This window comes from Aeromonas sp. s4 (genome assembly GCF_040907855.1).
GTDB classification, from domain to species: Bacteria; Pseudomonadota; Gammaproteobacteria; order Enterobacterales; family Aeromonadaceae; genus Aeromonas; species Aeromonas caviae.
On sequence record NZ_JBFOCP010000011.1, the window covers coordinates 1 to 25,643 of the forward strand.

At 61.8% G+C, this 25,643-nt stretch carries 23 protein-coding genes and 1 pseudogene; 13 read left to right on the forward strand and 11 right to left on the reverse strand.

What is annotated here, in order from left to right; all coding sequences use genetic code 11:
* Positions 1–120 precede the first annotated feature (120 nt).
* Genes AB5Y89_RS02135 through AB5Y89_RS02145 form a run of 3 tightly spaced genes read right to left on the reverse strand, consistent with a single transcriptional unit; the run spans position 121 to position 5,877 of the window.
* Positions 121–1,536, reverse strand: a complete 1,416-nt coding sequence (locus AB5Y89_RS02135) for an efflux transporter outer membrane subunit (RefSeq protein ID WP_043155092.1) — start codon at positions 1,534–1,536, stop codon at positions 121–123.
* Complete coding sequence (locus AB5Y89_RS02140) at positions 1,529–4,678, reverse strand: efflux RND transporter permease subunit (RefSeq protein WP_041213203.1); 3,150 nt, start codon at positions 4,676–4,678, stop codon at positions 1,529–1,531. The genes AB5Y89_RS02135 and AB5Y89_RS02140 overlap by 8 nt, the downstream gene beginning before the upstream one ends.
* A 17-nt stretch (positions 4,679–4,695) precedes the next feature.
* Positions 4,696–5,877: an efflux RND transporter periplasmic adaptor subunit gene (locus AB5Y89_RS02145; protein WP_010673710.1), complete on the reverse strand. Its 1,182-nt coding sequence runs from the start codon at positions 5,875–5,877 to the stop codon at positions 4,696–4,698.
* A gap of 154 nt (positions 5,878–6,031) precedes the next feature.
* On the opposite strand from AB5Y89_RS02145, the gene AB5Y89_RS02150 reads away from it, so the two are divergent.
* The 3 genes from AB5Y89_RS02150 to AB5Y89_RS02160 all read left to right on the forward strand — a co-directional run bounded on the left by AB5Y89_RS02150 (position 6,032) and on the right by AB5Y89_RS02160 (position 8,670).
* The gene (locus AB5Y89_RS02150) at positions 6,032–6,667 is read left to right on the forward strand and encodes a TetR family transcriptional regulator (protein ID WP_045524073.1); all 636 of its coding nucleotides are present in this window, start codon (positions 6,032–6,034) and stop codon (positions 6,665–6,667) included.
* Between the two features lie 92 nt (positions 6,668–6,759).
* The gene (locus AB5Y89_RS02155) at positions 6,760–7,323 is read left to right on the forward strand and encodes a bifunctional 2-polyprenyl-6-hydroxyphenol methylase/3-demethylubiquinol 3-O-methyltransferase UbiG (protein WP_234917119.1); all 564 of its coding nucleotides are present in this window, start codon (positions 6,760–6,762) and stop codon (positions 7,321–7,323) included.
* A 168-nt stretch (positions 7,324–7,491) separates the two neighbouring features.
* Complete coding sequence (locus AB5Y89_RS02160; RefSeq protein WP_182957864.1) at positions 7,492–8,670, forward strand: dicarboxylate/amino acid:cation symporter; 1,179 nt, start codon at positions 7,492–7,494, stop codon at positions 8,668–8,670.
* Positions 8,671–8,733: 63 nt separating this feature from the next.
* Here AB5Y89_RS02160 and tesB read toward each other — a convergent pair whose 3' ends face one another.
* The 7 genes from tesB to AB5Y89_RS02195 form a co-directional block, all read right to left on the reverse strand.
* Positions 8,734–9,597, reverse strand: a complete 864-nt coding sequence (tesB, locus tag AB5Y89_RS02165) for an acyl-CoA thioesterase II (protein WP_103260450.1) — start codon at positions 9,595–9,597, stop codon at positions 8,734–8,736.
* Between the two features lie 181 nt (positions 9,598–9,778).
* Entirely contained in the window at positions 9,779–10,150 is a 372-nt protein-coding gene (locus AB5Y89_RS02170) for an endonuclease domain-containing protein (RefSeq protein WP_368222803.1), read from the reverse strand.
* Between the two features lie 212 nt (positions 10,151–10,362).
* Positions 10,363–11,286, reverse strand: a complete 924-nt coding sequence (gene rluB / locus AB5Y89_RS02175) for a 23S rRNA pseudouridine(2605) synthase RluB (protein WP_039039190.1) — start codon at positions 11,284–11,286, stop codon at positions 10,363–10,365.
* Complete coding sequence (scpB, locus tag AB5Y89_RS02180; protein ID WP_042014199.1) at positions 11,279–11,971, reverse strand: SMC-Scp complex subunit ScpB; 693 nt, start codon at positions 11,969–11,971, stop codon at positions 11,279–11,281. The genes rluB and scpB overlap by 8 nt, the downstream gene beginning before the upstream one ends.
* 41 nt (positions 11,972–12,012) lie before the next feature.
* Entirely contained in the window at positions 12,013–12,894 is an 882-nt protein-coding gene (locus AB5Y89_RS02185) for a ScpA family protein (protein ID WP_010673703.1), read from the reverse strand.
* Positions 12,887–13,507, reverse strand: a complete 621-nt coding sequence (locus AB5Y89_RS02190; RefSeq protein WP_010673702.1) for an L-threonylcarbamoyladenylate synthase — start codon at positions 13,505–13,507, stop codon at positions 12,887–12,889. Before AB5Y89_RS02190 ends, AB5Y89_RS02185 begins: the two co-directional genes overlap by 8 nt.
* Positions 13,508–13,632: 125 nt before the next feature.
* Positions 13,633–14,514: a PHP domain-containing protein gene (locus AB5Y89_RS02195; RefSeq protein WP_010673701.1), complete on the reverse strand. Its 882-nt coding sequence runs from the start codon at positions 14,512–14,514 to the stop codon at positions 13,633–13,635.
* A 424-nt stretch (positions 14,515–14,938) separates the two neighbouring features.
* Here AB5Y89_RS02195 and AB5Y89_RS02200 point away from each other — a divergent pair, with 424 nt between their 5' ends.
* The 7 genes and pseudogenes from AB5Y89_RS02200 to trpA all read left to right on the forward strand — a co-directional run bounded on the left by AB5Y89_RS02200 (position 14,939) and on the right by trpA (position 21,967).
* Positions 14,939–16,573: an anthranilate synthase component 1 gene (locus tag AB5Y89_RS02200; RefSeq protein WP_368222805.1), complete on the forward strand. Its 1,635-nt coding sequence runs from the start codon at positions 14,939–14,941 to the stop codon at positions 16,571–16,573.
* Positions 16,566–16,637 (forward strand): annotated as a pseudogene (locus AB5Y89_RS02205) (anthranilate synthase component II); the annotation flags it as partial. The gene AB5Y89_RS02200 and the pseudogene AB5Y89_RS02205, both read left to right, overlap by 8 nt.
* Positions 16,638–16,653: 16 nt before the next feature.
* Positions 16,654–17,253, forward strand: a complete 600-nt coding sequence (locus tag AB5Y89_RS02210; RefSeq protein ID WP_039039194.1) for an aminodeoxychorismate/anthranilate synthase component II — start codon at positions 16,654–16,656, stop codon at positions 17,251–17,253.
* A gap of 10 nt (positions 17,254–17,263) precedes the next feature.
* Entirely contained in the window at positions 17,264–18,277 is a 1,014-nt protein-coding gene (gene trpD, locus AB5Y89_RS02215; RefSeq protein WP_010673697.1) for an anthranilate phosphoribosyltransferase, read from the forward strand.
* Complete coding sequence (gene trpCF, locus AB5Y89_RS02220; protein ID WP_368222807.1) at positions 18,277–19,782, forward strand: bifunctional indole-3-glycerol-phosphate synthase TrpC/phosphoribosylanthranilate isomerase TrpF; 1,506 nt, start codon at positions 18,277–18,279, stop codon at positions 19,780–19,782. Before trpD ends, trpCF begins: the two co-directional genes overlap by 1 nt.
* 188 nt (positions 19,783–19,970) lie before the next feature.
* Complete coding sequence (gene trpB, locus AB5Y89_RS02225; protein ID WP_202042250.1) at positions 19,971–21,164, forward strand: tryptophan synthase subunit beta; 1,194 nt, start codon at positions 19,971–19,973, stop codon at positions 21,162–21,164.
* Positions 21,161–21,967, forward strand: a complete 807-nt coding sequence (gene trpA, locus AB5Y89_RS02230; protein WP_368222808.1) for a tryptophan synthase subunit alpha — start codon at positions 21,161–21,163, stop codon at positions 21,965–21,967. The genes trpB and trpA overlap by 4 nt, the downstream gene beginning before the upstream one ends.
* A 14-nt stretch (positions 21,968–21,981) precedes the next feature.
* Here the strand turns inward: trpA and AB5Y89_RS02235 are convergent, their stop codons facing one another.
* Positions 21,982–22,104 (reverse strand): hypothetical protein, encoded by a 123-nt coding sequence (locus AB5Y89_RS02235; RefSeq protein ID WP_368222809.1) that lies wholly within the window; start codon positions 22,102–22,104, stop codon positions 21,982–21,984.
* Between the two features lie 1,087 nt (positions 22,105–23,191).
* On the opposite strand from AB5Y89_RS02235, the gene AB5Y89_RS02240 reads away from it, so the two are divergent.
* From AB5Y89_RS02240 to AB5Y89_RS02250, 3 genes are all read left to right on the forward strand, one after another.
* The gene (locus tag AB5Y89_RS02240) at positions 23,192–23,773 is read left to right on the forward strand and encodes a hypothetical protein (RefSeq protein WP_368222811.1); all 582 of its coding nucleotides are present in this window, start codon (positions 23,192–23,194) and stop codon (positions 23,771–23,773) included.
* Positions 23,774–23,901: 128 nt separating this feature from the next.
* Positions 23,902–24,729 carry an HNH endonuclease gene (locus AB5Y89_RS02245; RefSeq protein WP_368222812.1) on the forward strand — a complete coding sequence of 276 codons (828 nt, stop codon included), beginning with the start codon at positions 23,902–23,904 and terminating at the stop codon, positions 24,727–24,729.
* A gap of 484 nt (positions 24,730–25,213) precedes the next feature.
* Positions 25,214–25,525 (forward strand): hypothetical protein, encoded by a 312-nt coding sequence (locus AB5Y89_RS02250; protein WP_139407340.1) that lies wholly within the window; start codon positions 25,214–25,216, stop codon positions 25,523–25,525.
* Positions 25,526–25,643 lie beyond the last annotated feature (118 nt).

Below are 25,643 nucleotides of genomic sequence, written 5' to 3' on the forward strand. Positions count from 1 at the left end.
CTGCCACGGGCAGGGAGCGCCGTTGTCACCTGCCTCGATTTGGCTTCTCGACATGACAGATAAAAAACGGGGCGAACCTAGTGGTTCGCCCCTGATGCTTTTTACGTCAACCCCGAGGGGTCAACCCTGTTTGTCTGATGCCGGCTCTGCGTCCTTCGGCGCCTGCCAGCCGCCACCGACGGCCTTGTAGAGGGCGACCTGGTTACTCAGCTGGGCGAGCCGGGTGCTGATGAGCCCCTGCTTGGCGCTGAACAGGGAGCGCTGGGCGTCGAGGCGGGTCAGGTAGCTGTCCACCCCTTGCTCGTAACGCACCTCCGCCAGCCTGAAGTAGGTCTGGTTGGCATCCACCAGCGCCTGTTGCGCCTGCAGCTGCTGCGCGTAGTCAGCCTGGGCACCGAGGGTATCCGCGACCTCCTTGAAGGCGGTCTGGATGCTCTTCTCGTAGCTCGCCACCGCCTGCCTGGTCCCCACCTCGGCCACGTCCAGATCCGCAACGCGCTTGCCGCCATCGAAGATGGGCAGATTGATCTGGGGCATGAAGGTCCAGGTGCCGGTGCCGCCGTCAAACAGACCACTCAGCTGGTTGCTGGCGGTGCCCGCCGTCGCGGTGAGCGAGATGGTCGGGAAGAACGCGGCGCGGGCCGCCCCTATGTTGGCGTTGGCCGCCTTCAGGTTGTGCTCCGCCGCCAGGATGTCCGGGCGTTGCTGCAACAGGCTGGAGGGAGCCCCCACCGGGATCGGCGCCAGTTTCACCTCGGCCAGGGTGGCCGGTTGTGCCGCCAGCACCGGGATATCGGTGCCAAGCAGCAGGGCCAGACCGTTTCTGTCCTGCTTCACCAGACGCTGGTATTGCGCCTGGCTGACCTTGGCGTTTTCCAGTGCCGTGCGCCCCTGGGCCAGCTCCATCTCGGAGGCGGCGCCCAGGCGGTATTTGTGCTCGGTCAGGGCATAGCTCTCCTGCTCGGTGGCGAGGGTCGCCTGGCTCAGGGCCAGCAACTCCTGATCCGCCAGCAGGGTGAAGTAGGCATTGGCCACCGAGGCCACCAGCGCAATCTGGGTGCTGCGCTGGGTCTCGATTTGCGCCAGATAGGTCTCAAGGGCCTGATCTTTCAGGCTCTGGATCCGGCCAAACAGATCCAGTTCATAGGCGGTGATGCCGATGTTGGCGCCGTACTGGCTGCTGATGGTGCCCTGCCCCGTACTACTGAGATCGTCGGATCCCTGCTGGCGGGTGCCGCTGCCACTGGCGGCCAGGGTCGGCAACTGGGCCGCCCGCTGGATACGGTATTTCGCCTCGTAGGCCTCGACGTTGAGGGCTGCCAGGCGCAGATCCCGGTTGCTCTCAAGGGCGGTGCCGATCAGCGTCTGCAGGGCCGGGTCCTGGAACTGCTGGCGCCAGGGGGCAAGTTCCCCCTTGGCGGCCAGGTCAGCTTGCCAGGAGGCGCCTTGGGGCAGCTCGGGGCGCTGGTAGTCGGGGGCCATGGAGCAGCCCCCCATCATCAGGGTCACGCCCAGGGCGATCAGGGTCTTAGTCATGGTTGATCTCCTTGGTGTGGACACTCTCTTCCCCGGCATGCTTGCGTTCGGTGAAATAGCGCATCACCAGCACGAAGAACAGCGGCACGAAGAAGATGGCGAGCACGGTGGCACTGATCATCCCCCCCATCACGCCGGTCCCGATGGCGTTTCGGCTGCTGGCGCCCGCCCCGGTGCTGATCACCAGGGGCAGTACCCCCAGGATGAAGGCGAGCGAGGTCATCAGGATGGGGCGCAGGCGCTGACGCGAGGCCTCCACCACCGCATCCCCGAGCCTCATCCCCTTGTCGTGCAGCTCCTTGGCGAACTCGACGATGAGGATGGCGTTCTTGGCCGACAGCCCGATCGTGGTGAGCAGGCCCACCTGGAAGTAGACGTCATTCTCAAGCCCGCGCAGGGTCGCGGCCAAAATGGCCCCCAGCACCCCGAGCGGCACCACCAGCATGACCGAGAACGGAATGCTCCAGCTCTCGTAGAGGGCGGCCAGACAGAGGAAGACCACCAGGAGCGAGATGGCGTACAGGGCCGGCGCCTGGGAGCCTGCCTGACGCTCCTGGAAGGAGAGGCCGGTCCACTCGATGCCGATCCCTTCCGGCAACTGCTTCACCATCTCCTCGATGGCCGCCATGGCATCACCCGTACTCTTGCCAGGGGCCGCCTCACCGACGATCTCCATGGCGGAGACACCGTTGTAGCGCTCAAGACGGGGCGAGCCGAAGCTCCACTCCGTGCTGGCAAAGGCGGAGAAGGGCACCATCTGGCCCGCGCTGTTGCGCACGTACCACAGCTTCAGATCTTCCGGGTTCATCCGGAAAGGGGCATCCGCCTGCAGATAGACCTTCTTGACCCGGCCTCTGTCGACGAAGTCGTTCACATAAGAGGAGCCCCAGGCCGCCGACAGGGTGTTGTTGATGTCGGTGATGGAGAGCCCCTGGGCCAGCGCCTTCTCGTAATCGATCTTGATGTCGAGCTGGGGCGTGTCTTCCATCCCGTTCGGGCGTACCCGCACCAGGTTGGGATCCTGCGCCGCCATGCCGAGCAACTGGTTGCGCGCCTGCATCAGCTTCTCGTGACCCAGACCGCCGCGGTCCTGCAGGAAGAAGTCGAAGCCGGTGGCCGTGCCGAGTTCCGGAATGGGGGGCAGGTTGAAGGCGAAGACCTGGGCTTCCTTGATGCTGAACAGGAACCCCATGGCGCGGCCGATGATGGCATTGGCGCTGCGCTCTTCTCCCTTGCGCTCGCTCCAGTCCTTGAGCTTGATGAAGGCCATGCCGCTGTTCTGACCGCTACCGGCGAAACTGAAGCCCGCCACCGTCAGCACGGAGTCCACGTTCTCCTTCTCGTTCTCGAGGAAGTAGTCGCGCATCTCCCCGAGCACCACCTCGGTCCGCTCCTTGGTCGCCCCCACCGGGAGCTGCACCATGGACATGATGACCCCCTGATCCTCTTCCGGCAGGAAGGAGGTGGGCATGCGCATGAAGAGCACCGCCAGCACCGCCAGCATGGCCAGATAGATGATGCCGTAGCGGGTGCCCTGCTTGATCACCTTGCGCACGCCGTTCTGGTAACGGTTGGCGTTGGTGTCGAAGAAGCGGTTGAACCAGCCGAAGAAGCCGCGCTGGGCGCCGAATTCACCGTGCTTCATGGGTTTGAGCAGGGTGGCGCACAGGGCCGGGGTCAGGATCAGGGCCACCAGCACCGAGAGCACCATGGCCGAGACGATGGTGAGGGAGAACTGGCGATAGATGGCACCGGTAGAGCCACCGAAGAAGGCCATGGGCACGAACACCGCCGACAGCACCAGGGCGATGCCCACCAGGGCGCCGGTGATCTGGGTCATGGACTTGCGGGTCGCCTCGAGGGGGGAGAGATCCTCCTCGCTCATCAGACGCTCCACGTTCTCCACCACCACGATGGCGTCATCCACCAAGAGGCCGATGGCGAGCACCAGACCGAACATGGTCAGGGTGTTGATGGAGAAGCCGAAGGCCGCCATCACCCCGAAGGTGCCGAGCAGGACCACGGGCACCGCGATGGTCGGAATCAGGGTTGCCCGGAAATTCTGCAAGAACAGATACATGACGCAGAACACCAGGAAGATCGCCTCGATCAGGGTCTGCACCACCTCCTCGATGGAGATCTTCACGAACGGCGTGGTGTCGTAGGGATAGACGATCTCCATGTTGGCCGGGAAGTACTCGGAGAGTTCACCCAGCTTGGTCCGCACGTGCTCGGCGGTGTCCAGGGCGTTGGCACCGGTCGCCAGCTTGATGGCGACGGCGGCGGTGGCCTGGCCGTTGTAGAGCGCGGTCGCGTCGTAGTTTTCACCGGCAAGCTCGACCCGGGCCACGTCCTTGAGCTGGACCTTGGAGCCGTCCTGGTTCACCCGCAGCAGGATGTTGTTGAACTCCTCCACGGTGGAGAGCCGGGTCTGGCCCATGATGGTGGCGGTAAATTGCTGATCGCTCACCGCAGGGGTCCCCCCCAGCTTGCCGAAGGCAACCTGGGCGTTCTGGGCCTTGATGGCGGCCTGAATGTCGGCCGGGGTCATCTGCACCCGGTTGAGCTTGTGGGGATCGAGCCAGACGCGCATGGAGTACTGGCTGCCGAACAAGGTGATGTCACCGACCCCGTCCAGACGGCTCAGGGGCTCCTTGATGTTGGCTACCACATAGTCCGCCAGGTCATCGTTGGTCATGGCGCCATCGGTGGAGATGAAGGCGGCCACCATCAGGAAGCTGCTGGAGGTCTTCTGGACCCGCACGCCCTGTTGCTGCACCTCTTGGGGCAGGAGCGACATAGCCTGTTGCAGCTTGTTTTGCACCTGCACCTGGGCGATGTCGGGATCCGTACCCGGCTTGAAGGTGAGGGTCACGCTGACGTTCCCTGACGAGTCGGATTGCGCCGACATGTAGAGCAGGTGATCCAGCCCGGTCATGTTCTGCTCGATGATCTGGGTCACCGAGTCTTCCACCGTCTTGGCGGAGGCCCCCGGGTAGCTGGCGGAGATGCCAACCGCCGGCGGGGCGATGGTCGGGTACTGGGCCACCGGCAGGCCGATGATGGCCATGGCCCCAGCCAGCATGATCACCAAGGCGATCACCCAGGCGAAAATGGGTCTATCTATGAAAAAACGTGCCATGAGGCGACTACTCCATCCTACTGCTTGGTTGCCGGGGTCTGTTGTGCGCTGTTACCGGCACGTTCAGTGGGCGCCACCACGACCCCGGGTTTGACTTTCTGCAGACCGGCGACGATCACCTTCTCGCCAGCCTTGAGACCGGACTCCACCACCCAGCTGTCGCCGGACATGCGGCCGACCTGCACTTCACGCAGCTCCACCTTGTTGTCCGCCGTCACCACCATGACGGTGGCACCGCCCTTGGGGGTACGGGTCACGGCAGTCTGGGGCACCAGCAGGCCTTGCGGGCGCTCGCCCTCCTGCAGGGTGGCGCGCATGAACATGCCGGGCAGCAGCAGTTGATCCGGGTTGGGCACGATCACCCGCAGGGTCACCATGCCGGTCGCCTCGTCCACGGTCACGTCGGAGAACTGGAGGGCCCCTTTCTCGCCATACTGGCTGCCATCTTCCAGCTGGAAGCTGACACCGGCCCCGTCCTTCTCCCCCTGGGTCAGCTTGCCCTCGGCCACCAGGCGCTTGAGGCGCAGCAGGTCGGCGGTGGACTGGCGCACGTCCACGTACATGGGATCGAGCTGGGAGATGGAGGTGAGGCTGTCCGCCTGCTGGGCGGTCACCAGGGCACCCTCGGTCACCGCCGACTTGCCGATGCGGCCGCTGATGGGGGCCGTGATGCGGGTGTAGGCCAGGTTGATGTTGGCGGTCTGCAACGCGGCCTTGGCGGCCCCGATCTCGGCCAGCTGCTGTTTCCAGGCCGCGTCGGCGTCGTCATACTCCTGGCTGCTGATGGCTTTCACCTTCACCAGCTCGGCGTAGCGCTGGGCCTTGAGGCGGGCGCTGCGCTCGTTGGCCTCGGCCTTGGCGAGGTTGGCCTTGGCGGAAGCCACTTCGGCCTGATAGACGGCGGGATCAATCTGATAGAGCAGCTGACCGGCCTTGACGTCGCTCCCCTCGGTGAACAGGCGCTTGAGGATGATGCCGTTCACCTGGGGACGCACCTCGGCCACCCGCAGGGGGGCGGTGCGGCCGGTGAGCTCGGACAACAGTTGCAGGGGGGCCGTATGGAGGGTGACCACGTCCACGGCGGCGGGAGGCATCTCCCCCATGGCCTGCTGGGCCCCGTCCTTGTCACCACAGCCAGCCAGCAGGCCGCTTGCCAGCAAGGCAAGGCCGACCGAACGTGCGAGAATATGTTTATGCATCAAGTCTCTGAACCTCAGTTTCAATCAAAAAGAAGTGACAAAACCACAGGGTTTATAAGGCCCCTGTTGGTAAAACGGCGAAGATGAGGCAATATACATACATTCATGAATGTATGTAAGAAACTTTTTTCACTTTTAAACAGGACCGGAGTCAATGGCCAGACGCACCAAAGAAGAGGCGCAGCAAACCCGCTGCAACATCATGAGCACGGCCCTGGATCTCTTCTGCCAACAGGGGCTGGCACGCACCAGCCTGACCGATATCGCCAAGGCGACGGACCTCACCCGGGGCGCCATCTACTGGCACTTCAAGAATAAAGAAGAGCTGTTCGTCACCCTGTGGGAGGAGCTGTGTGCCCCCCTCTCCCACCAGCTCGATGCCTGCGTCGACGAGGCGGAGCCGGATCCCCTGGGCAAGCTGCGCAGCTTTCTCAAAGAGGTGATGCTCAAGATCAGCACCGAGCCCGCCCACCAGCAGATGTTCACCATCATGTTCAATCTGGAATCCATGGAGGGAGAGGCCGCCGTCATGCGCGAGCACATGCACCTGCAATCCATGAATTTCTTCCGGGATCTGGAGATCACCCTGGCCAATGCCGTGCACCGCGGCCAACTGCCCGAGGGGCTGGATCTGCGGCGCGCCGCCACCCTGCTCCACTGCACTCTGGACGGCTACATCATCAACTGGCTGCACTTCCCGGATCGCATCGATCTGATTGAGGAGTCGGACTTCCTCCTCGATACCCTGTTCACCCTCATCGCGAGCCCCACCCTTCGCCGCCACCCCTGAGTCAGCAAGACGCGCCGCCCCCGCCAATGCTCAACAGCCGGGGGCAAACCTGCTAGAGTAACGCCCCCCCCACCACGATGAGCCCGACACCCTTGCCACACGCCCCCGCGCCGGCGCGCGACGCCGCCCCTCGCCCCGCCCTCGTGGCAGGCGCCCATGCCCCCTTCCTGGCCCTGCTGGGCAACGGCCGTCATCTGCTGGAGGCCGGTTGCGGGGCAGGAGAGGATCTGCGCCTCTTTCGCCAGCAAGGCCTCACCGTGACCGCCTTCGATGCGAGCCGGGCGCAGGCCGCCGCCGCCTCGCGCCTGTGCGGTCAGCCGGTGCGAGTCTGCCGCGTCGAGCAGATGCAAAGCGTCGTTCCCTATGACGGTATCTGGGCCAGCGGCTCCCTCCCCTGTCTGCCCGAGCACGAGATAGCCCCGGCGCTCGGTCATCTGGCCACCCTGCTCAAGGCCGGGGGCCCCCTCTACGCCTCCTTCCCCCACGGGAAGGGCGAACCGCTGCCACGGTCAGGGGAATATCCCCTGCAGACCCGGCTCGACGAGGCGGGACTACGACGCCTGATCGCTCCCCTCCCCTTCACCCTGCACCATAGCTGGGTGGGGGAAGATGAAGTGAACGGCCCCTGGCTGCACGCCTTGCTGGTGCGGCGCTGATCCGCGAAAGCCCCCGGGGACAGTGACACCTCACGGCATTCAGCCCATTAACAATATTTAACCCTGAGTTAACCACCATAAAGCAGACAAGATGCGGTGTTTGTGTTAAAAAGCGGCATTAAAATCAAAATTAAATAACAAATCAGACACCAACACCTGGATTCCCCCATGAAACTCGTTCTCAATCTGGTTGCCGGTATCCTCGCCGGCCTGCTGCTCGGTCTCTATGCACCCGAATGGGTCGCCCGCGTGCTGTTCACCGCCAAGACGGTGATAGGCCAGCTCATCACCTTCACCATCCCGCTCATCATCCTCTTCTTCATCATGAGCGGCATCGCCAGCCTGCCGAAGAACTCCGGCAAGCTGCTGGGCAAGACGGTGGGGCTCTCCTACTGCTCCACCATACTGGCGGGCCTGTTCGCCTTCACCGTGGCGAGCCACCTCATCCCGCACCTGACCACGGCCGCCGAGCCCACCGCCGAGGCAGCCACCAAGCTCGCTTCCTACATCAATCTCGAGATCCCGCCCCTGTTCGGGGTGATGTCGGCCCTGGCCGCCGCCTTCGTGTTCGGCATCGGCATCAGCGCCACCCAGGCCACCGACCTGCGCCGGGTCGCCGATCAGGGCCGTGACATCATCGACCGCCTGCTGGCACGCGTGATCATTCCCCTGCTCCCCTTCTACATCGCCGGCGTCTTCGTCGAGATGACGGTGGAAGGCACCGTCTTCGCCACCCTCAAGACCTTCGGGGTAGTGCTGGTGATGGCCATCGTCATGCACTGGATCTGGCTCTGCGTCCTGTTCGTCGGCACCGGCCTCGCCCAGGGGCGCTCCCCTGTCATGCTCATCAAGAACATGCTGCCCGCCTACTTCACCGCCCTTGGCACCATGTCCAGCGCCGCCACCATTCCGGTGGCCCTGCAAGCCAGCAAGCGCAACGGCGTGAGCGACGGCATCGCCAACTTCACCGTGCCCCTGTGCGCCACCATCCACCTGTGCGGCTCCACCATCACCCTGGTGACCTGCGCCACGGCGGTGATGTTCCTCTCCGAACACCTGGCCATTCCGGGCTACGGCACCATGGTGCCCTTCATCATGATGCTGGGCGTCATCATGATTGCCGCGCCGGGCGCACCGGGTGGAGGTGTCATGTCCGCGCTCGGCCTGCTCACTTCCATGCTCGGCTTCGGTGAGGCCTCCATCGCCCTGATGATCGCCCTCTACCTGGCCCAGGACAGCTTCGGCACCGCCTGCAACGTCACCGGTGACGGCGTCATCGCCCTGTGGGCCGATCGTTTCGCCCAAAGTGGCGAGCCAGGGCTCAGCACCGAGCAGGACGCAGCCTGATAGCGCAGGCAATAAAAAACGGGAGCCATCGGCTCCCGTTTTTCGTTGGCGCAAGAGGGCGTCTCAGCCCCGGCGGCGGATCACCCCTTCCTGCATGGTGCTCGCCACCAATACCCCATCCCGGGTGAAGAACTGGCCGCGCACCAGACCCCGACCGCCGCTGGCGCTCGGGCTGTCCACCACGTAGAGCAGCCAGTCGTCCAGCCGGAACTCCCGGTGGAACCACATGGAGTGATCGATGGTGGCCACCTGCATGTCCGGCTCCCAGTAGGAGACCCCGTGGGGCTGCAGGGCGGCGAACAGGAAGTGGAAGTCGGAGGCATAGGCCAGCAGGTAGTTGTGGACCCGCTGATCGTCCGGCACCGGGCCATTGGCCTTGAACCAGGTGTAGCGAAGGGGCTCGTGAACATCCGGGCGAATAGGGTCCACCAGGGTCACGGGGCGAATTTCGATGGGCTTCTCGCACAGGATCTTGTCCCGCAGGGCCGCCGGGATCATCTGCTCGTAGGGACGCACCAACTCCAGCTCGCTCTTGAGCTGCTCGGGGGGCGTGATGCCGGCCGGCATCTTCGTCTGATGCTCGAAGCCCTCGGCCTCCACCTGGAAGGAGGCGTTGAGGTAGAAGATGGGCTTGCCATTCTGGATGGCCTTGACCCGGCGGGTGGAGACGGTCTGGCCGTCGCGGATGTTCTCCACGTCGTAGACGATGGGCTTGTTGGCATCCCCGGGGCGCAGGAAGTAGGAGTGGAAACTGTGGACCTGGCGGTCGCTTGCCACCGTCTGCTTGGCGGCTGACAAGGCCTGCCCCATCACCTGTCCGCCAAACACGGATCGCAACCCGAGATCCTGGCTCTGGCCCCGAAACAGGCCCTCCTCGATCTTTTCGAGCGCCAGCAACGCCAGCAGCTCATCCAGTACCTTGCTCATTGGTTTCTCCTGTCTTTGTGCGCGAAAGGCTAACAAGCCCGTCCCGGCAGGGCAACCATCCTGATGCACATCCCCGTCTGCAACCACCTCCCCTTCAAAAAAGGGAAGTGTATGACGCTTTCCAGCCCGTACAGAGGGCACTCTGGCCCCCTCCCCTGGCAAGGGGAGGGCTGGGGTGGGGTCAGACGCGATCAAGCCATGCCCGAATAGAGACAACCACCCCGGGTTGATTTTCCATCACCTCCCTGTTGCTAAATCTCAGTACCGTCAGCGACAGGGCCGCCATGTAGGCATCCCGTCGCTTGTCATGACGCAGACCCCGCATGTCGAAATGGCTGTCGCCATCAACCTCAATGACCAACAACCGCCCGGGGCAGTAAAAATCCGCAATGTATGGGCCTATACCTTGCTGACGGCGAAACTTGACTCCGAGTTGCCCAGCCCGAAGCGCCTGCCACAATCGCCGTTCAGGCTCTGTTGGATTGTTTCGTTGTTCACGCCGTTTATCCAGCGTGGCCTCGCGGTTGAAAACACGAACTGGCTTCTCGTTCATGACATTATTCCTCCGACTATGCCCCTGTCAGCATAACAACTACTCACCCCCTCCCAGCCTCCCCCTTCAAGAGGGGGAGGAGCTTGTCTGGCCCTTTCTCTCCCCTGTGCGATTCAGTCTCAAGGAGCCCGGCAGGAGCAGAAAACAAAAAAGCCCGCACCTTGGGGTGCGGGCTTGTGGCGTGTCCGGGGCGAGCGGCCCGTGGCGGCGGCTTACTTGCTGCCGGTGCCGGAATTGCGGGTGGAGGAGGTCGGCTTGCGACGGGCGGTGGTGGCACGGGCGCGCGGCTCCTTGCCCTGCATCTCCTTGTGGCGCTTCACGGCGCGACGGATCTGGGCGGCCTGCTTGTGGCGGGTGCTCTTGCCATCCTGCTGCAAATCGACCTTGGATTCGGTCTCGTTCGGCAGATTGACCAGGCCGCGCAGGTAGTTCACCTCGGGGAGTTTCAGCTCCTGCCAGCCGCCGCGGGGGATGCCGCGATCCAGCTTGACGTCGCCGTAGCGGATACGCATCAGGCGGCTCACCTGCACTTCCTGGGATTCCCACAGGCGGCGCACTTCCCGGTTGCGGCCCTCGGTCAGGGTGACGTTGAACCACTGGTTCAGCCCCTCGCCACCGGCGGGCTTGATCTTGTTGAACTTGGCCATGCCGTCTTCCAGCTGCACGCCCTTGCGCAGGCGCTGCAGCATGGCTTCGGTGATCTCGCCAAAGACCCGCACCGCGTATTCCCGCTCCACTTCGTGGCTCGGGTGCATCAGCCGGTTCGCCAGCTCGCCGTCGGTGGTGAACAGCAAGAGGCCTGAGGTGTTGACGTCGAGGCGGCCGACCGCTATCCAGCGGGCGCCATCCATCTTGGGCAGACGATCAAACACGGTGGGACGTCCTTCCGGATCGTGGCGGGTGCACATCTCCCCTTCGGGCTTGTGGTAGGCCAGCACGCGGCAGATCACTTCCTCTGCGGCGCGGGTCTTGACCTGGTGGCCATCCACCCGGATCACGGCGTTCACTTCGACGCGATCCCCCAGCGTGGCGACCTTGCCATCCACGCTGACCCGACCTGCGGTGATCAGGGCCTCCATCTCACGACGGGAGCCTTGACCCGCGCGGGCCAATACTTTTTGCAGTTTTTCACTCATCGGGTTTACCTGATTGTTGATCGCTGCCCGCCGACATCGCGGACAACCTTGGCTCTTGTGGGAAGGCCCCGTTGGCCTCCCCACCATGTTCATGCTCAGCACGGCCTGCCAGAGGCTGACCGTCACCGCCCTCGCCCGGCATGAGCGACAAGGGGGCCTGCAGCTCGGGATCCAGCTCAGGGAGCTGCTCCAGACTCTGCAGGTTGAAATAGTCCAGAAATTCACGGGTGGTGGCGAGCAGCTCGGGGCGACCCGCCACCTCCTTGTGGCCGATGCTGCGCACCCAGCCACGCTCCTTGAGGGTGTTGACGATCTGGCTCGACACCGCCACCCCGCGGATGGCTTCTATCTCCGCCCGGGTGATGGGCTGACGATAGGCAATCAGCGTCAGCGTCTCCATCACGGCGCGGGAATAACGGGGAGCCCGCTCGCTCCACAGGCGCGACAGCTCCTCGGCATACTCCTGGCGGGCCTGGAAACGCCAGCCGGAGGCCACCTCTTTGAGCTCGACCCCCCGCTCGCTGTAATCCTGTCTGAGCTCTGCCAGCAGCAGCTGGACATAGCGGCCGGTGACCGGGTAGTCCGAGAGCACGCTGCCCTTGATTTCGCTCACCGTGAGGGGACGCCCCGCCACGAAGATCGCCGCCTCGATCAGGGTCTTCAATCGTTCAGCAGGCAGCGCCACGGTGGACCTCCCGGGTCCACGCCCCTGGCGCAGCCCCTCGCTCAGTGTAGATGCTCATGCTCCTCCCCTTTCCCCTGACTGGCCAGGGCAAAATGGATGGGCCCCAGAGGCTCCGCCTGCAAGATCCAGATCAATTGTTCCTTGCACAGCTCCAGCAGGGCCAGGAAGGTCACCAGCACCCCCATGCGCCCCTCCTCGGCTCGCAGCACCTGCTCCAGGCGCAGGGTCTGGCCCAGGGAGAGCATGGCGAGGATCTCCGCCATCCGCACCCGGGTCGGGATCTGCTCGCGGCGGATCTGGTGATGTTCAAAATGAGTCGCGCGTTTTACCACACTTTGCATGTAAAGGGCGAGTTCAACCAGAGAAACATCGGGCGCCAATGGCTTCAAGGCACCAAAATCCGGCGCCATGGCGGCGGCGACGAAGATCTCCCGCTCCACCCTCGGCAGGGCATTGACCCTCTCCGCCCCCAGCTTGTAGCGCTCGTACTCCTGCAGGCGACGAATGAGGGTGACGCGAGGGTCTTCTCCCTCCTCCTCGTCTTCCAGTTCCGGGGCCTTGGGCAGCAGCAGGCGGGACTTTATCTCCGCGAGCCAGGCCGCCATCAGCAGGTATTCCGCCGCCAGCTCGAGGTTGAGACCCTGCATCAGATCCACGTACTCCATGTACTGGGCGGTGATCTGCAGGATGGGCAGGTTGAGGATGTCGAGCTGCTGGCGCCGGATGAGGTAGAGCAAGAGATCCAGCGGCCCCTCGAAGGTGTCGAGAAACACCTCCAGCGCATCGGGGGGGATGAACAAGTCCTGGGGCAGCTCATGGTAGGGCTGCCCCAGCACGGTGGCGATGGGCGGGGGAAGGGAAGCCTCCCCCGTCGTGCCCGCGGGGGTTGTCAGCGCGGGCACGGGGTCGGCAAGATCACTCAAACGGCGTCGGATCCCCGGCACCGCGGCGACGCAGCACGGGCTCGTCGTCGGAGAAGTCCACCACAGTGGTGGGCTGCTCGCCCAGATACCCGCCGTTGACCACCAGATCCAGCTGCTTGCCGAGCTTGTCGGCGATCTCCTCGGGGTCGAACTCCGCCATCTCGGAGCCCGGCAGGATCAGGGTGGTGGAGAGCAGCGGTTCACCGAGGGCCTCGAGCAAGGCCAGCGCGATGTTGTTGGCCGGGACCCGGATGCCGATGGTCTTCTTCTTCTCGTTCATGAGGCGACGCGGCACCTCCTTGGTGGCCTTGAAGATGAAGGTGTAGGGTCCGGGGGTGTTGTTCTTGACCAGCCGGAAGGCGGTGTTGTCCACCTTGGCATAGGTGGAGATCTCCGAGAGATCCCGGCACACCAGGGTGAAGTCGTGGTTCGGCTCGATGCGACGGATGCGGCAGATGCGCTCCAGGGCATCCTTGTTGCCCATCTGGCAGCCCAGGGCGTAGCCGGAGTCGGTGGGATAGACGATGACGCCGCCGTTTTGCAGGATCTGCACCGCCTGGCTGATGAGGCGAACCTGGGGATTGTCGGGATGTACGTAAAAATGCTGACTCATATGCTCTTCTCGCGATAGGGGGCACGCTCGTTGCCCGCTTCATGGTCAAGGGCCCCTTGGCCCATGACACTACCTTAACCTGTTTGACGCAGACTCGCCTGCATCAAAGATGCCGGCCCGGGGGGTCAGCGGCTGGCCAGCAGGCCCGCATGCTCCTCGGGGGTGAGCCCGAAATGACCGGGGTGACCGAGCCACAGCGGCATCCCCTCCTTGGGGAGCCAGAGGTGGCGGCCAAGCTCGGTCCAGTTGGAGGGGAAGTGAAAATCGGACCCCACCGAAATATAGAGATCGTGCTCCCTGGCCCACTGGCCGAGATTCGCCCGCTCCTGGGGGCTCTGCTGGGGCAGGGAGACCTCCATGGCATCCCCCCCGACGGACTTGAAGGCCACCAGCAACCGCTTGATCCACTTGGCGGTGAGATTGTAGCGGCTCGGGTGAGCCAGCACCGCCAGCCCGCCTGCGGCGTGGATGGCCTCGATGGCCTCCCCCATCCCGGGCCACTCGGCGGGCACATAGCCCTTGTTGCCCCGGCTCAGGTACTTCTTGAACACCTTCTGCATATTGTCGGCCACCCCGCGCGCCACCAGCACCCGGGCAAAGTGGGCCCGGGTCACGGCGGCGTCACCGGCAAGCTGCTTGGCCTCTTCATAGGTGCCCGGGATGAGGCACTTCTCCAGACGACGCCCGATTTCCTCGGCGCGCGCCTCCCGGCGAGCCCGCTGCCCTGCCAGAAAGGCGAGCAACTGGGGATTTTTCTCGTCCACCCCGAGGGCCACGATGTGGATCTCGTGATGCTCCCACCCGGTGGAGATCTCCACCCCGCTCACCAGGCGCAGTGGCAACTGGTCGGCCGAGATGGTCTGGCGCACCTCCTCAAGCCCGTCGAGGGTATCGTGGTCAGTGACCGCTAACACCTCCACCCCTTTTTCGGCGGCGCGGCGCACCAGGTCGGCGGGGCTCAGCACCCCGTCCGAGGCGGTGGTGTGGCAATGCAGATCGAATCTCATCGGCGTGTTTCGCTCTTGTTTGGGACCTGCCTGGAAAAGGCCGGCAAAAAAGCGACTTGACTTGGCCGCGGCTTTATCGTTTTCTGTAGGCACTTCATTGCAAACATCTTTTTACAGGACTCAATCTCATGCAAGCGACTTCCATCCTGACCATCTGGTGGTGGCACACTCCCTGACATGCGGGCGTGTGGTCGTTGCTGTACCTGTAATCTGACAGCAAGTTAAGAACCCAAAGAAAAAGCCCGCTGACCCCAGCGGGCTTTTTTATTATCCGGCAAATGGACCTGTGATGAAACCGACAATTCAGAGAAGCACACTGACATGGCGATGGCGAACTCGCTGACGTGACCCGAACCCGACCCATTTTCAAGAGAGACAGCGCCATGACCATCGGTGACACACAACACATGCAAGGGAAGGCATTATGACAGGCAACAAGACCCGTTTGCCCCTGGGCGAATTCGATACCATCCGGCTCAATGCCCCCTATGTGACAGACCCCCTGGCACTCTATACCCGACTCTGCCAGGACAGACCCAACAACCTGCTGCTCGAATCGGTGGAGATCGACTCCAAGGCCGGCACCCAGAGCCTGCTGCTGGTGGACGCCTGCCTGCGCATCGAGTGCCGCGGCCGCGCCGTGCAGGTGCGCCCCCTCGGCGACAACGGCGCCGCCCTGCTGCGCCTGCTGGAGCAGCGCCTGCCCGCCGTCATCACCCAGACCCGGGTGGCGGACGAGCTGTACCTCGACTTCCCGGCGTCCGATCGGGAGCTTGACGAAGACAGCCGCCTCAAGGGCAGCAGCGTGCTGGACGTGCTGCGCACCCTGCAGCGGGAGCTGCAATGCCCGCAGGGCAAAGAGGCCCTCTTCATGGCGGGCAGCTTCGCCTACGACCTCATCGCCTCCTTTGAAGACTTGCCCGAGGTGCCAGAGGGGAGCAACGACTGCCCTGACTACTGCTTCTATGTGGCCGAGACCCTGATCACCATCGACCACATCAAGCAGAGCACCCAGTTGCTGGCCTGCCTGTTCGGCGGCGAAGAGGATGAGCAGCTGGACGCGCGCTACGCCCGCCTGACCGCTCGCCTCGAATCCTTCAAACAGGCCTGTCAGCAGCCGCTGCCTGCGCCACAGGGCACGGCGCCGCTGACCGGCGCCCTGGCCGTCGACAAGGGGGACAAGCAGTTCTGCGCCGAGGTCGAGAAGCTCAAGGGCTTCATCCGCCGTGGTGACATCTTCCAGGTGGTGCCGTCCCGCAGCTTCTCCCTCCCCTGCCCGGATCCCGTCGCCGCCTATCGCCGCCTCAAGCAGACCAACCCCAGCCCCTACATGTTCTACGTGCAGGACGAGGGCTTCACCCTGTTTGGCGCCTCCCCCGAGAGCGCAGTCAAGTTCTGCGCCAACAGCCGCCAGGTGGAGATGTACCCCATCGCCGGTACCCGCCGCCGCGGCCTCAACCCGGACGGCAGCATCAACCTGGATCTGGACGGCCGCATCGAGCTGGAGCTGCGTCAGGACGAGAAAGAGGTGGCCGAGCACCTGATGCTGGTGGATCTGGGCCGCAACGACATCGCCCGCATCTCCGCCCCCGGTACCCGCTACGTCAAGGATCTGCTGAAAGTGGATCGCTACAGCCACGTCATGCACCTGGTCTCCCGGGTGGTGGGCACCCTTCGCGCCGACCTTGACGCCCTGCACGCCTACCAGGCCTGCATGAACATGGGCACCCTGACCGGTGCCCCCAAGCTGCGCGCCAGCGAGCTTATCCGCATGGTGGAAGGCAAGCGTCGCGGCAGCTACGGCGGCGCCGTGGGTTACCTGAACGGCGCAGGGGAGATGGACACCTGCATCGTCATCCGCTCCGCCTTCGTGAAAGAGGGGGTCGCCCATGTCCAGGCCGGCGCCGGGGTGGTCTATGACTCCAAACCCCAGGCCGAGGCGGACGAGACCCGCGCCAAGGCGGCGGCCGTGCTGGCCGCCATCGCTGCCAGCCATGGCACCTCCCTGCAGGCCCTCAGCGCCCAGCAGGAACAACACAAGGACGTGAGCCATGACTAACATCTTCCTGCTCGACAACTTCGATTCGTTCACTTACAACGCTTTGGCCGACCAGTTCCGCACTTCGAAGGAGCAGTCCCATGACTAACATCTTCCTGCTCGACAACTTCGACTCGTTTACCTACAACCTCGTCGACCAGTTCCGCACCCTGGGCTACCCGGTGCGTATCTACCGCAACAGCCTGCCGGCGAGCCGCATCATGCAGGAGATCGACGCCTGCGAAGGGGACGCCGTGCTGGTGCTCTCCCCGGGGCCGGGCGCCCCCCATGAGGCGGGCTGCCTCATCGACCTCATCAAGCTGGCCCGGGGCCGGGTGCCCATCCTCGGCATCTGCCTCGGTCATCAGGCCCTGTGCGAAGCCTACGGCGGCACCGTCGGGGCGGCGGGGGAAATCGTCCACGGCAAGCGCTCCCTCATCGAGCACAACGGCCATGGCGCCTTCGCGGGGCTGCCGAGCCCCTTGCCGGTGGCCCGCTACCACTCCCTGGTGGCCACCTATGTGCCACAAGAGTTGCAGGTGATTGCCCACTATCAGGGCATGCCCATGGCCATCGAGCAGCGTGACGAGCGGGTGCTGGGCTTCCAGTTCCACCCGGAATCCATCATGACCAGCGAAGGGGCCCGCCTGCTCACCCAGGCCCTCGCCCATGTCACCCGTCCAGAAAGCCACGTGCGGTAAGGAAGAGACCATGCATCAACATCTCAATACCCTCTATCAGGGTCAGTCTCTCACCCGCGACGCCGCCCGCGATGCCTTCGGCCAGGTGGTTCGTGGTGAAGTGGATCCCATCGTGCTCGCGAGCCTTTTGACCGCCCTCAAGATCAAGGGGGAGACCCCGGAGGAGATCGCCGGCGCCGCCGAGGCGCTCTTGGCCGAAGCCCGCGACTTCCCGCGCCCGGACTATGCCTTCTGCGACATCGTCGGCACCGGAGGGGACGGCCTCAACACCATCAACGTCTCCACCACCTCGGCCCTGGTGGCCGCCGCCTGCGGCCTGAAAGTGGCCAAGCACGGCAACCGCTCGGTCTCGAGCAAGTCGGGGTCGAGCGACCTGCTCGATAAAATGGGCATCAAGCTCGACATGAGCCCGGCTCAGGCCCGCCGCTGCCTGGACGAGCTCGGGGTCTGCTTCCTGTTCGCCCCCCAGTACCACGCCGGGGTGCGCCACGCCATGCCGGTGCGCCAGGCCCTCAAGACCCGCACCCTGTTCAACGTGCTGGGGCCGCTCATCAACCCCGCTCGCCCCAGCTTCCAGCTGATGGGGGTCTATGCCCCCGAGCTGGTGCGCCCCATCGCCGAAACCCTGCTGGCACTCGGCCTGAAAACCGGTATGGTGGTGCACGGCGCCGGTCTCGACGAGATTGCCATCCACGGCCCGACCCAGGTGGCGGAAATCCGTGACGGCGAAATTCGCGAGTACTTGCTCACCCCGGCGGACTTTGGCCTCGACACCTACCCGGTCAGCGCCATCCAGGGCGGTGAGCCCGAGGAGAACCGCGCCATCACCGCCGCCATCCTGGAAGGACGCGGCAGCCCGGCCCACAACGCCGCCATCGCCGCCAACGTGGCGCCGCTCCTGGTCATGGCGGGCGAGGCCCCGGACTTTAGGCAGGCCGCCGCCCGGGTGCTGGCGGTGCTGGCAAGCGGCCAGGCCGCCCTCCTCGCCCGGGATCTCGCTACCCTGAGCCATCAGGAGGCATGATGTCAGCCACCACCACAGCGTGCCCCAGGGGCACTCACCCAGAACGCCCGACGGGCAACAGCCAGCTTCGCAAGGATAACGAGATGTCAGATGTCATTGCTCCCCACGCCTTTCTGAACATGGCCTCCATCAGCCAGACCATTCTCGGCAAGATCGTGGCGGCCAAGCAGGAGTGGGTCGCCGCCCGCAAGGAGAGCCAGCCCCTGGCGAGCTTCCAGGACGCGCTGACCCCGAGCGATCGGGATTTCGAGGGGGATCTGCGCAAAGGCTCCACCCGCTTCATTCTGGAGTGCAAGAAGGCCTCCCCCTCCAAGGGCTTGATCCGGAATGACTTCAGCCCGGAGGCCATCGCCGACATCTATGGCCACTACGCCACCGCCATCTCGGTGCTGACGGACGAGAAGTTCTTCCAGGGGGATTTCGCCTTCCTGCCCCGGGTACGCGGCCGCGTCCAGCAGCCGGTGCTCTGCAAGGACTTCATGATTGACCCCTATCAGGTCTATCTGGCCCGCCACTATCAGGCGGACGCCATCCTCCTGATGCTCTCGGTGCTCACCGACGAGGGGTATCGCGCCCTGTTCGAAGTGGCGAAAGAATTGGATCTGGGCGTGCTCACCGAGGTGAGCAACGAGGAGGAGCTGACCCGCGCCATCGACCTCGGCGCCCCGGTGATTGGCATCAACAACCGGGATCTGCGGGATTTGAGCGTCGATCTTGCCCGCACCCGGCAACTGGCGGCCAGGATCCCGGGGGATCGGGTGGTGATCAGCGAATCCGGCATCAACCACCGCGCCCAGGTGGCGGCCCTGCGCCACCACGCCAAGGGCTTCCTGGTGGGATCTTCCCTCATGGCGGAGCCGGATCTGGAGGCCGCGGTGCGCAAGCTCGTGCTCGGCCAGAACAAGGTGTGCGGCCTGACCCGTCCCGAGGACGCCGCCGCCGCCCATCAGGCGGGCGCCGTGTTCGGCGGCCTCATCTTTGTGGCGAAAAGCCCGCGCTATGTGGACATTCCCGCCGCCCGCGCCGTGATGGCGGGTGCGCCGCTCTCTTACGTCGGGGTGTTTCGCAATGCCCAGCCCGCCACCATCGCCAAAACGGTGGATGCGCTGGGGCTCGCCGCCGTGCAACTGCACGGGGATGAAGATGCCGCCTATGTCGAGGCACTGCGCGCGCTGCTGCCGGCAGGCTGCCAGATCTGGAAAGCGGTTGGAGTCACAAGTGGCGAGCCCCTGCCCACCCTCGACTACCCGGCGGATCGCCTGCTGCTGGATACGAAAGTCGGCAGCCAGAGCGGCGGCACCGGTCAGGCGTTCGACTGGACTCTGCTGGCCGGGCTCGACAAGAGCAAACTGATGCTGGCAGGGGGTCTCAACCCCGACAACGCCCTCGAGGCCGCGCAAGTGGGCTGTGTGGGCCTTGATTTCAACTCCGGGGTGGAGAGTGCCCCGGGCAGGAAGGATGCCCACAAGCTGGCTGCCGCCTTTGGCGCCCTGCGCCAACTGTGAGCGCCCCCGTGACTCATTCAACGAATTAATGAACTGCGTTTGCCCATAAGCACAAGGAATAATGTATGACCCTGCTCAATCCGTTTTTCGGTGAATTTCGTCGATGACATGTATGTGCCCCAGCCATACGCCTCAGCCCGCCAAGGCTCATACCTGATCTCAATTGCAGAATGTAAAGGAAGATAACCATGACCCTGCTCAATCCGTTTTTCGGTGAATTTGGTGGTATGTACGTGCCCCAGATCCTCATCCCCGCCCTGCTCCAGCTGGAGAAGGCCTTCGTCGATGCCAAGGACGATCCGGCTTTCGTCGCCGAGTTTCAGGCGCTCCTGACCGAGTACGCCGGTCGCCCGACCCCGCTCACCCTCACCCGCAATTTGACCAGGGGCACCAAGACCCGCCTCTACCTCAAGCGTGAAGATCTGCTGCACGGCGGCGCCCACAAGACCAACCAAGTGCTGGGTCAGGCCCTGCTTGCCAAGCGCATGGGCAAGCACGAGATCATCGCCGAGACCGGCGCCGGTCAGCACGGTGTGGCCACTGCGCTGGCCTGCGCCCTGCTCGGCCTCAAGTGCCGGGTCTACATGGGGGCCAAGGATTGCGAGCGCCAGAAGCCGAACGTATTTCGCATGAAGCTGATGGGCGCCACCGTGATCCCGGTTCACTCCGGCTCCAGCACCCTCAAAGATGCCTGCAACGAGGCGCTGCGGGACTGGGCCGCCAACTATGAAACCGCCCACTACCTGCTCGGCACCGCCGCCGGTCCCCACCCCTTCCCCACTATCGTGCGGGAGTTCCAGAAGATGATCGGGGAAGAGGCCAAGGCCCAGTGCTTCGAAAAAGAAGAGCGCCTGCCGGATGCGGTGATCGCCTGCGTCGGCGGCGGCTCCAATGCCATCGGCATGTTTGCGGACTTTATCGATGAGCCTTCCGTGCGTCTTATCGGCGTCGAACCCGGTGGTCACGGCATCGAGAGCGGCGAGCATGGCGCGCCGCTGGGTCACGGCAGCAAGGGGGTCTTCTTTGGCATGCACTCCTTCCTGATGCAGGACAACCAGGGCCAGATCCAGGAGTCCTACTCCGTCTCGGCGGGGCTGGACTTCCCCTCCGTCGGCCCCCAGCACGCCCACCTGGCCGCCATCGGCCGCGCCGAGTACCCCTCGGTGACCGACAAGGAGGCGCTGGACGCCTTCCAGGAGCTGGCCAAATCCGAAGGCATCATCCCGGCGCTGGAGTCCTCCCACGCCCTGGCTCATGCCCTCAAGATGGCCCGCAGTGAACCGGAAAAAGAGCAGGTGCTCATCGTCAACCTCTCCGGCCGTGGCGACAAAGACATCTTCACCGTTGCCGACATCTTTGAAAAAGAAGGAACCTTGTCATGAACCGTTACGCACAACTCTTCTCCCGTCTGGACAAGGCCAATCAGGGCGCCTTCGTGCCCTTCGTGATGCTGGGTGACCCCACCCCCGAATTGTCCCTGGCCATCGTCGATGCCCTGGTCGAAGGGGGCGCCGACGCCCTCGAACTCGGCATTCCCTTCTCCGATCCGGTGGCGGACGGCCCCACCATTCAGGGGGCCGCCCTGCGTGCCTTTGCCAGCCACACCACCCCGGACGACTGCTTCGGCCTGCTCGCCCGCATCCGCGCCAAGTACCCACAGCTGCCCATTGGCCTCCTGGTCTACGCGAACCTGGTCTATGTGCGCCACATCGACGGCTTCTACGAGAAGTGCCAGCAGTCAGGGGTGGACTCGGTGCTGGTGGCGGACGTGCCGGTGCAGATGTGCGAACCCTACAAGGCGGCCGCCGACAAGTTCGGCATCGACAGCATCTTTATCGCCCCGCCCAACGGCGATGCCGAGACGCTCAAGGCCGTGGCAGAGCTGGGCTCCGGTTACACCTATCTGGTGAGCCGCGCCGGCGTCACCGGCGCCGAGACCAAGGCCGGCATGCCGGTGGAGGGCCTCATCAACACCCTGCGCGAGTTCAATGCCCCCCCCGCCCTGCTCGGCTTTGGCATCAGCGAACCGGCCCAGGTGCGTGACGCGATCAAGGCTGGCGCCGCCGGTGCCATCTCCGGCTCCGCCGTGGTGAAGATCATCGAGACCCACCACCAGAATCCGGAGCATATGCTCACTCGTTTGAAAGAGTTTGTGGAAGGGATGAAGGCGGCGACCAATAAGTAGGGGCAGGTATAGGGTCAGATGCCGTTGACCTTGACCGGCCAGCCAGCCAGCCAGCCAGCCAGCCAGCCAGCCAGCCAGCCAGCCAGCCAGCCAGCCAGCCAGCCAGCCAGCCAGCCAGCCAGCCAGCCAGCCAGCATAATGGGAGCCCACTTGGGCTCCCTTTTCTATTTATCTCTTTTGCTTCCTATATCTTTGTCCCCTCTCCCTCCGGGAGAGGGTCAGGGTGAGGGTCAGGGTGAGGGAACCCATAATCCCCCGGCGTTATCGAATCGTAAGTTCGAATAGCGCAGCGTATTCGGACGTTCGCGACCCGGCGGAGTTAATCCGAACTCCCGAGCCCGCGATTGGCCCCCCTAATGCGGCTTCGCCCCATGGAACGCGGGGCTCTGCCCTCGACAGGGTTTCGCCCGCCCTTCGGGCCTGGGCGAGTAACTTTTCTTTGCGTGGCCAAAGAAAAGTCACCAAAAGAAAGGCCACCCCCGCTTATTCGCCCGACTGACGTCGGGTACCTTCGGCTCACCCTCTTGTCCAACGACACGCGCCGATGGGCCGTCTATGGCCCAACGCCGCTCGTTCGGCATCCTGCCTCGCGACCTGGACAAGAGGACTCGCCTCAGCGAACAAGAGGGGGATCAACACCGTACCAGCCCATAGCCCCGTCTAACAGCAGATATGCTCCCTCTCCCCTTGGGAGAGGGCTGGGGTGAGGGTATTTCCGCACTCTCTGCTAATCCGGCTGCTCACTTGAGCAACAGTTTTCCCTAATTGATTGAACCAGCTCAGATTTCTATCAACTGCCTCTTTCCATGTCTCAATCCGGCCCCTTAAAATAGCCAAACGACAATCCATCTCTCGGGAGAACGCCATGACAGCGATTGTTGCTATCTCGCAGGTAACAGGCAGCAGACTGGGGGCTGGAACTCAGGGGCGGTAGCCTTGTCATCGCACGCCATAGCTGACTCTTTATCTGTGTTTTTACACAGTGGTAATGTTTAGAACAAAAAGAAGAAGGCAAGCGAATACGTTCAAGTATCAGAGGCAGACTGGTAACGTGAAGATTTAAAATGCATTTTTCACGGTGGTGAATGAGGGTGTGGCGGAGTTATATGGAATGCCCCGTTATCGGACTTATACCGCTTTCCATCTAATCATTGTTAGGCCTTTACGACTATGAAACCAGAGCATAGATTTCACTCGTACGTTACCGCAGCAACGATAACTGCAATGTACTTTGTCATTCAGCACCTATTGTCGCTGATAGACGAGTCAACATACCCGTACCTAAAGCCGGCAAGTGCGTTGCTGCTATCTGTTGGTGTGTACAAATTGTTGGCAACCACTTTGCAAAGCACTGCGCGCAAAATCAACTTCGTAAAGCGTCATTTGCTTGGAGCCAACTATGTAAATGGCACATGGGTTGGAAAATTCAAGGCATCTGATGGCGCCTTCGCATATACAGTTGAGCACTTTGAGCAAACCCTCTCCTCTCTGCAAATCAGAGGTGAAGCATATAGAGAGTCAGGTGAACCTTACGCTCAGTGGATTTCCTTGTCCGAAACAATAGATGAGATGGCAGGCAGCCTGACCTACACATATAACTGCGACAAGCCAAGTGATAAGGGATCTTTTCAAGGTGTGTGCGTATTTCAGTTCGAACGATCCAATGAAACTTGTGGCCCAGATCGAATTAGAGGCTACTCTGCCGACTTGGTAGATGGAGTGCGCACTCCGAACTATGAAACAAAAATCTCTGAAGAACTTTTACCTTTCGGTAAGGCACTCACCAAAGCGCGGGAGTTGCTATGAAATGCATTTCGTGCCTTCGCGCCATAGCCTAAGTGGTTGTTCAACAGGACGTCTACCAGCTTCGCTGGCAGCCGCCTGTTAACGCGGGTGTTAGCTCTCAATTTGATTAATCAGACAGAGGAGTATTAATGTCAATTCCTGAAAGAACAGTCGCTAGTATTCTAGTGAAGTGTGCACGACATTGCAGTATTTGTAGAAGGTTTTCACCTTTACAAATACAAGTGCATCACATTACCGAGCAATGTGATGGCGGCACGCATGATGAAGATAATCTTTTGCCTGTTTGTATCGGTTGCCATTCGACAATCCATACGAAAACACATATGACAAAAAATTTCTCAGCTAGTGAGCTTAAAGGCCATAGAGATGAAGTTTACGACATGGTCGCGAAAGGGAAACTTCCCGCACAAGCACAAGTTACTAGCGGAGAAATGCATGCATTATCTGCGACGATATTGGCGACACTTAAGGCCCAGAACGAAGATACAAAGTTATCGGAAACAGCTGCTGAACTCTTACTAGCGGCTGCATGTGAAGATGATAAATTAAAAGTCCAAAAATTTGAGCATTCTTTCCATATAACTGTAGGTGGTCAAAACTTCTCCCTGAAGGCGGATAAAAAAGAACAATTTCCAAAAGAAATACTTGAGTTGTTAAACAAAGGCTACGTGACTGTAGGGGGGGACTATGCGGAAATATCAGACTCCGGAATATCGCATGTACAAGAGCTTGTGAAAACCACTGCAAAATTCATTGAAAAGAAGATTAAGTGTTTAAAATGCAGCCTGCATTTCACCATATATTCTTGGAATCCTGACTCGCATAGAGCAAAAGATTTACATTGCCCTGAGTGTGGCCAATCTGAAGGCATTTTCTTAGTGTGGGCGCAACAAAGGTTTGGCTTTATATTCCAGCAAGTTCCCGGTAATGCCTCACCTTGGGATATTGGTGAATGAAGTAAAAAAAAGAGCTAACAAGCAAAATCAGCCGGACGCGTAAATGCGTCGCGGCTTTAGGCGTTATAGGGCAAACATGAACAGCCTAGACAAGGTCCGAAATCCCACTCCTTTATGGTATACGCACAAAACGTGGGCTGAAAAGCTTCTTATTCGAGTATTTAATTTTGGGTCAGCGGAGGAAATAATAACGCCAGAAAACCGAGGAACTAATCCAATCCCCGGGACAAACTCAAAAAATCAGGACACCCACCTTTCTGAGTAAGGCGCTGTATAGCCAGCGCACAAAAAGATGGGTGTCCACGTTTTTTTCAGGCATCAGAGATGCAAATAAACATAACAAAGAATTTAAGTCTGGATAGTGCCGCCTAGCATTTTTATTATTTAGGTTTTTTATAGTATAGCTAGAATACTTAAATTTGACTTTGTACGATTTCCTTTAAAATTACACTGTTTTTAACTTTAACCAAAGAGGCATTAAATAATGGATCGTCAGTTAGCAAAAAACCTAATCAGGTCAATTGGTGAAGAATATGGCTATGAAGTGTCTGGTAATGAAACAGATGCTGAATTCGATGTTTATTTAGCTAGAGAAAAGCATGGGATAGCCTTTCAAATTAAAAATTCTACACATGACTCTGCACGACAGGGCGGTTGGTTGCAAGTTCACCATTATGAAGGTGAGCCAGCTAACTGGGGGCCTGCTCTGCATTCTCTTAGAACGATGGGAGACGTTGTGGCATTTTGCCAGACACTTATAACATTTGCTCAAATTAAATCAAAACGACAAGCATAAAAAAATTTGGGCACCCATTATTCTTAGCTGAACGTCACATCGCCAGAATAAAAGAAATGGGTGTCCAAGTTTTTATTTTTTTGCTCAACCACGATATATCCCCCCCCACCTACCGTCC

What these genes read in the sequence shown, in the direction of transcription:
- AB5Y89_RS02135 (WP_043155092.1), bottom strand. Translation starts at nt 1,536, where the DNA reads ATGACTAAGACCCTGATCGCCCTGGGCGTGACCCTGATGATGGGGGGC.
- AB5Y89_RS02140 (WP_041213203.1), bottom strand. Translation starts at nt 4,678, where the DNA reads ATGGCACGTTTTTTCATAGATAGACCCATTTTCGCCTGGGTGATCGCC.
- AB5Y89_RS02145 (WP_010673710.1), bottom strand. Translation starts at nt 5,877, where the DNA reads ATGCATAAACATATTCTCGCACGTTCGGTCGGCCTTGCCTTGCTGGCA.
- AB5Y89_RS02150 (WP_045524073.1), top strand. Translation starts at nt 6,032, where the DNA reads ATGGCCAGACGCACCAAAGAAGAGGCGCAGCAAACCCGCTGCAACATC.
- AB5Y89_RS02160 (WP_182957864.1), top strand. Translation starts at nt 7,492, where the DNA reads ATGAAACTCGTTCTCAATCTGGTTGCCGGTATCCTCGCCGGCCTGCTG.
- tesB (WP_103260450.1), bottom strand. Translation starts at nt 9,597, where the DNA reads ATGAGCAAGGTACTGGATGAGCTGCTGGCGTTGCTGGCGCTCGAAAAG.
- AB5Y89_RS02170 (WP_368222803.1), bottom strand. Translation starts at nt 10,150, where the DNA reads ATGAACGAGAAGCCAGTTCGTGTTTTCAACCGCGAGGCCACGCTGGAT.
- rluB (WP_039039190.1), bottom strand. Translation starts at nt 11,286, where the DNA reads ATGAGTGAAAAACTGCAAAAAGTATTGGCCCGCGCGGGTCAAGGCTCC.
- AB5Y89_RS02190 (WP_010673702.1), bottom strand. Translation starts at nt 13,507, where the DNA reads ATGAGTCAGCATTTTTACGTACATCCCGACAATCCCCAGGTTCGCCTC.
- AB5Y89_RS02195 (WP_010673701.1), bottom strand. Translation starts at nt 14,514, where the DNA reads ATGAGATTCGATCTGCATTGCCACACCACCGCCTCGGACGGGGTGCTG.
- AB5Y89_RS02200 (WP_368222805.1), top strand. Translation starts at nt 14,939, where the DNA reads ATGACAGGCAACAAGACCCGTTTGCCCCTGGGCGAATTCGATACCATC.
- AB5Y89_RS02210 (WP_039039194.1), top strand. Translation starts at nt 16,654, where the DNA reads ATGACTAACATCTTCCTGCTCGACAACTTCGACTCGTTTACCTACAAC.
- trpD (WP_010673697.1), top strand. Translation starts at nt 17,264, where the DNA reads ATGCATCAACATCTCAATACCCTCTATCAGGGTCAGTCTCTCACCCGC.
- trpCF (WP_368222807.1), top strand. Translation starts at nt 18,277, where the DNA reads ATGTCAGCCACCACCACAGCGTGCCCCAGGGGCACTCACCCAGAACGC.
- trpB (WP_202042250.1), top strand. Translation starts at nt 19,971, where the DNA reads ATGACCCTGCTCAATCCGTTTTTCGGTGAATTTGGTGGTATGTACGTG.
- trpA (WP_368222808.1), top strand. Translation starts at nt 21,161, where the DNA reads ATGAACCGTTACGCACAACTCTTCTCCCGTCTGGACAAGGCCAATCAG.
- AB5Y89_RS02235 (WP_368222809.1), bottom strand. Translation starts at nt 22,104, where the DNA reads ATGCTGGCTGGCTGGCTGGCTGGCTGGCTGGCTGGCTGGCTGGCTGGC.
- AB5Y89_RS02240 (WP_368222811.1), top strand. Translation starts at nt 23,192, where the DNA reads ATGTACTTTGTCATTCAGCACCTATTGTCGCTGATAGACGAGTCAACA.
- AB5Y89_RS02245 (WP_368222812.1), top strand. Translation starts at nt 23,902, where the DNA reads ATGTCAATTCCTGAAAGAACAGTCGCTAGTATTCTAGTGAAGTGTGCA.
- AB5Y89_RS02250 (WP_139407340.1), top strand. Translation starts at nt 25,214, where the DNA reads ATGGATCGTCAGTTAGCAAAAAACCTAATCAGGTCAATTGGTGAAGAA.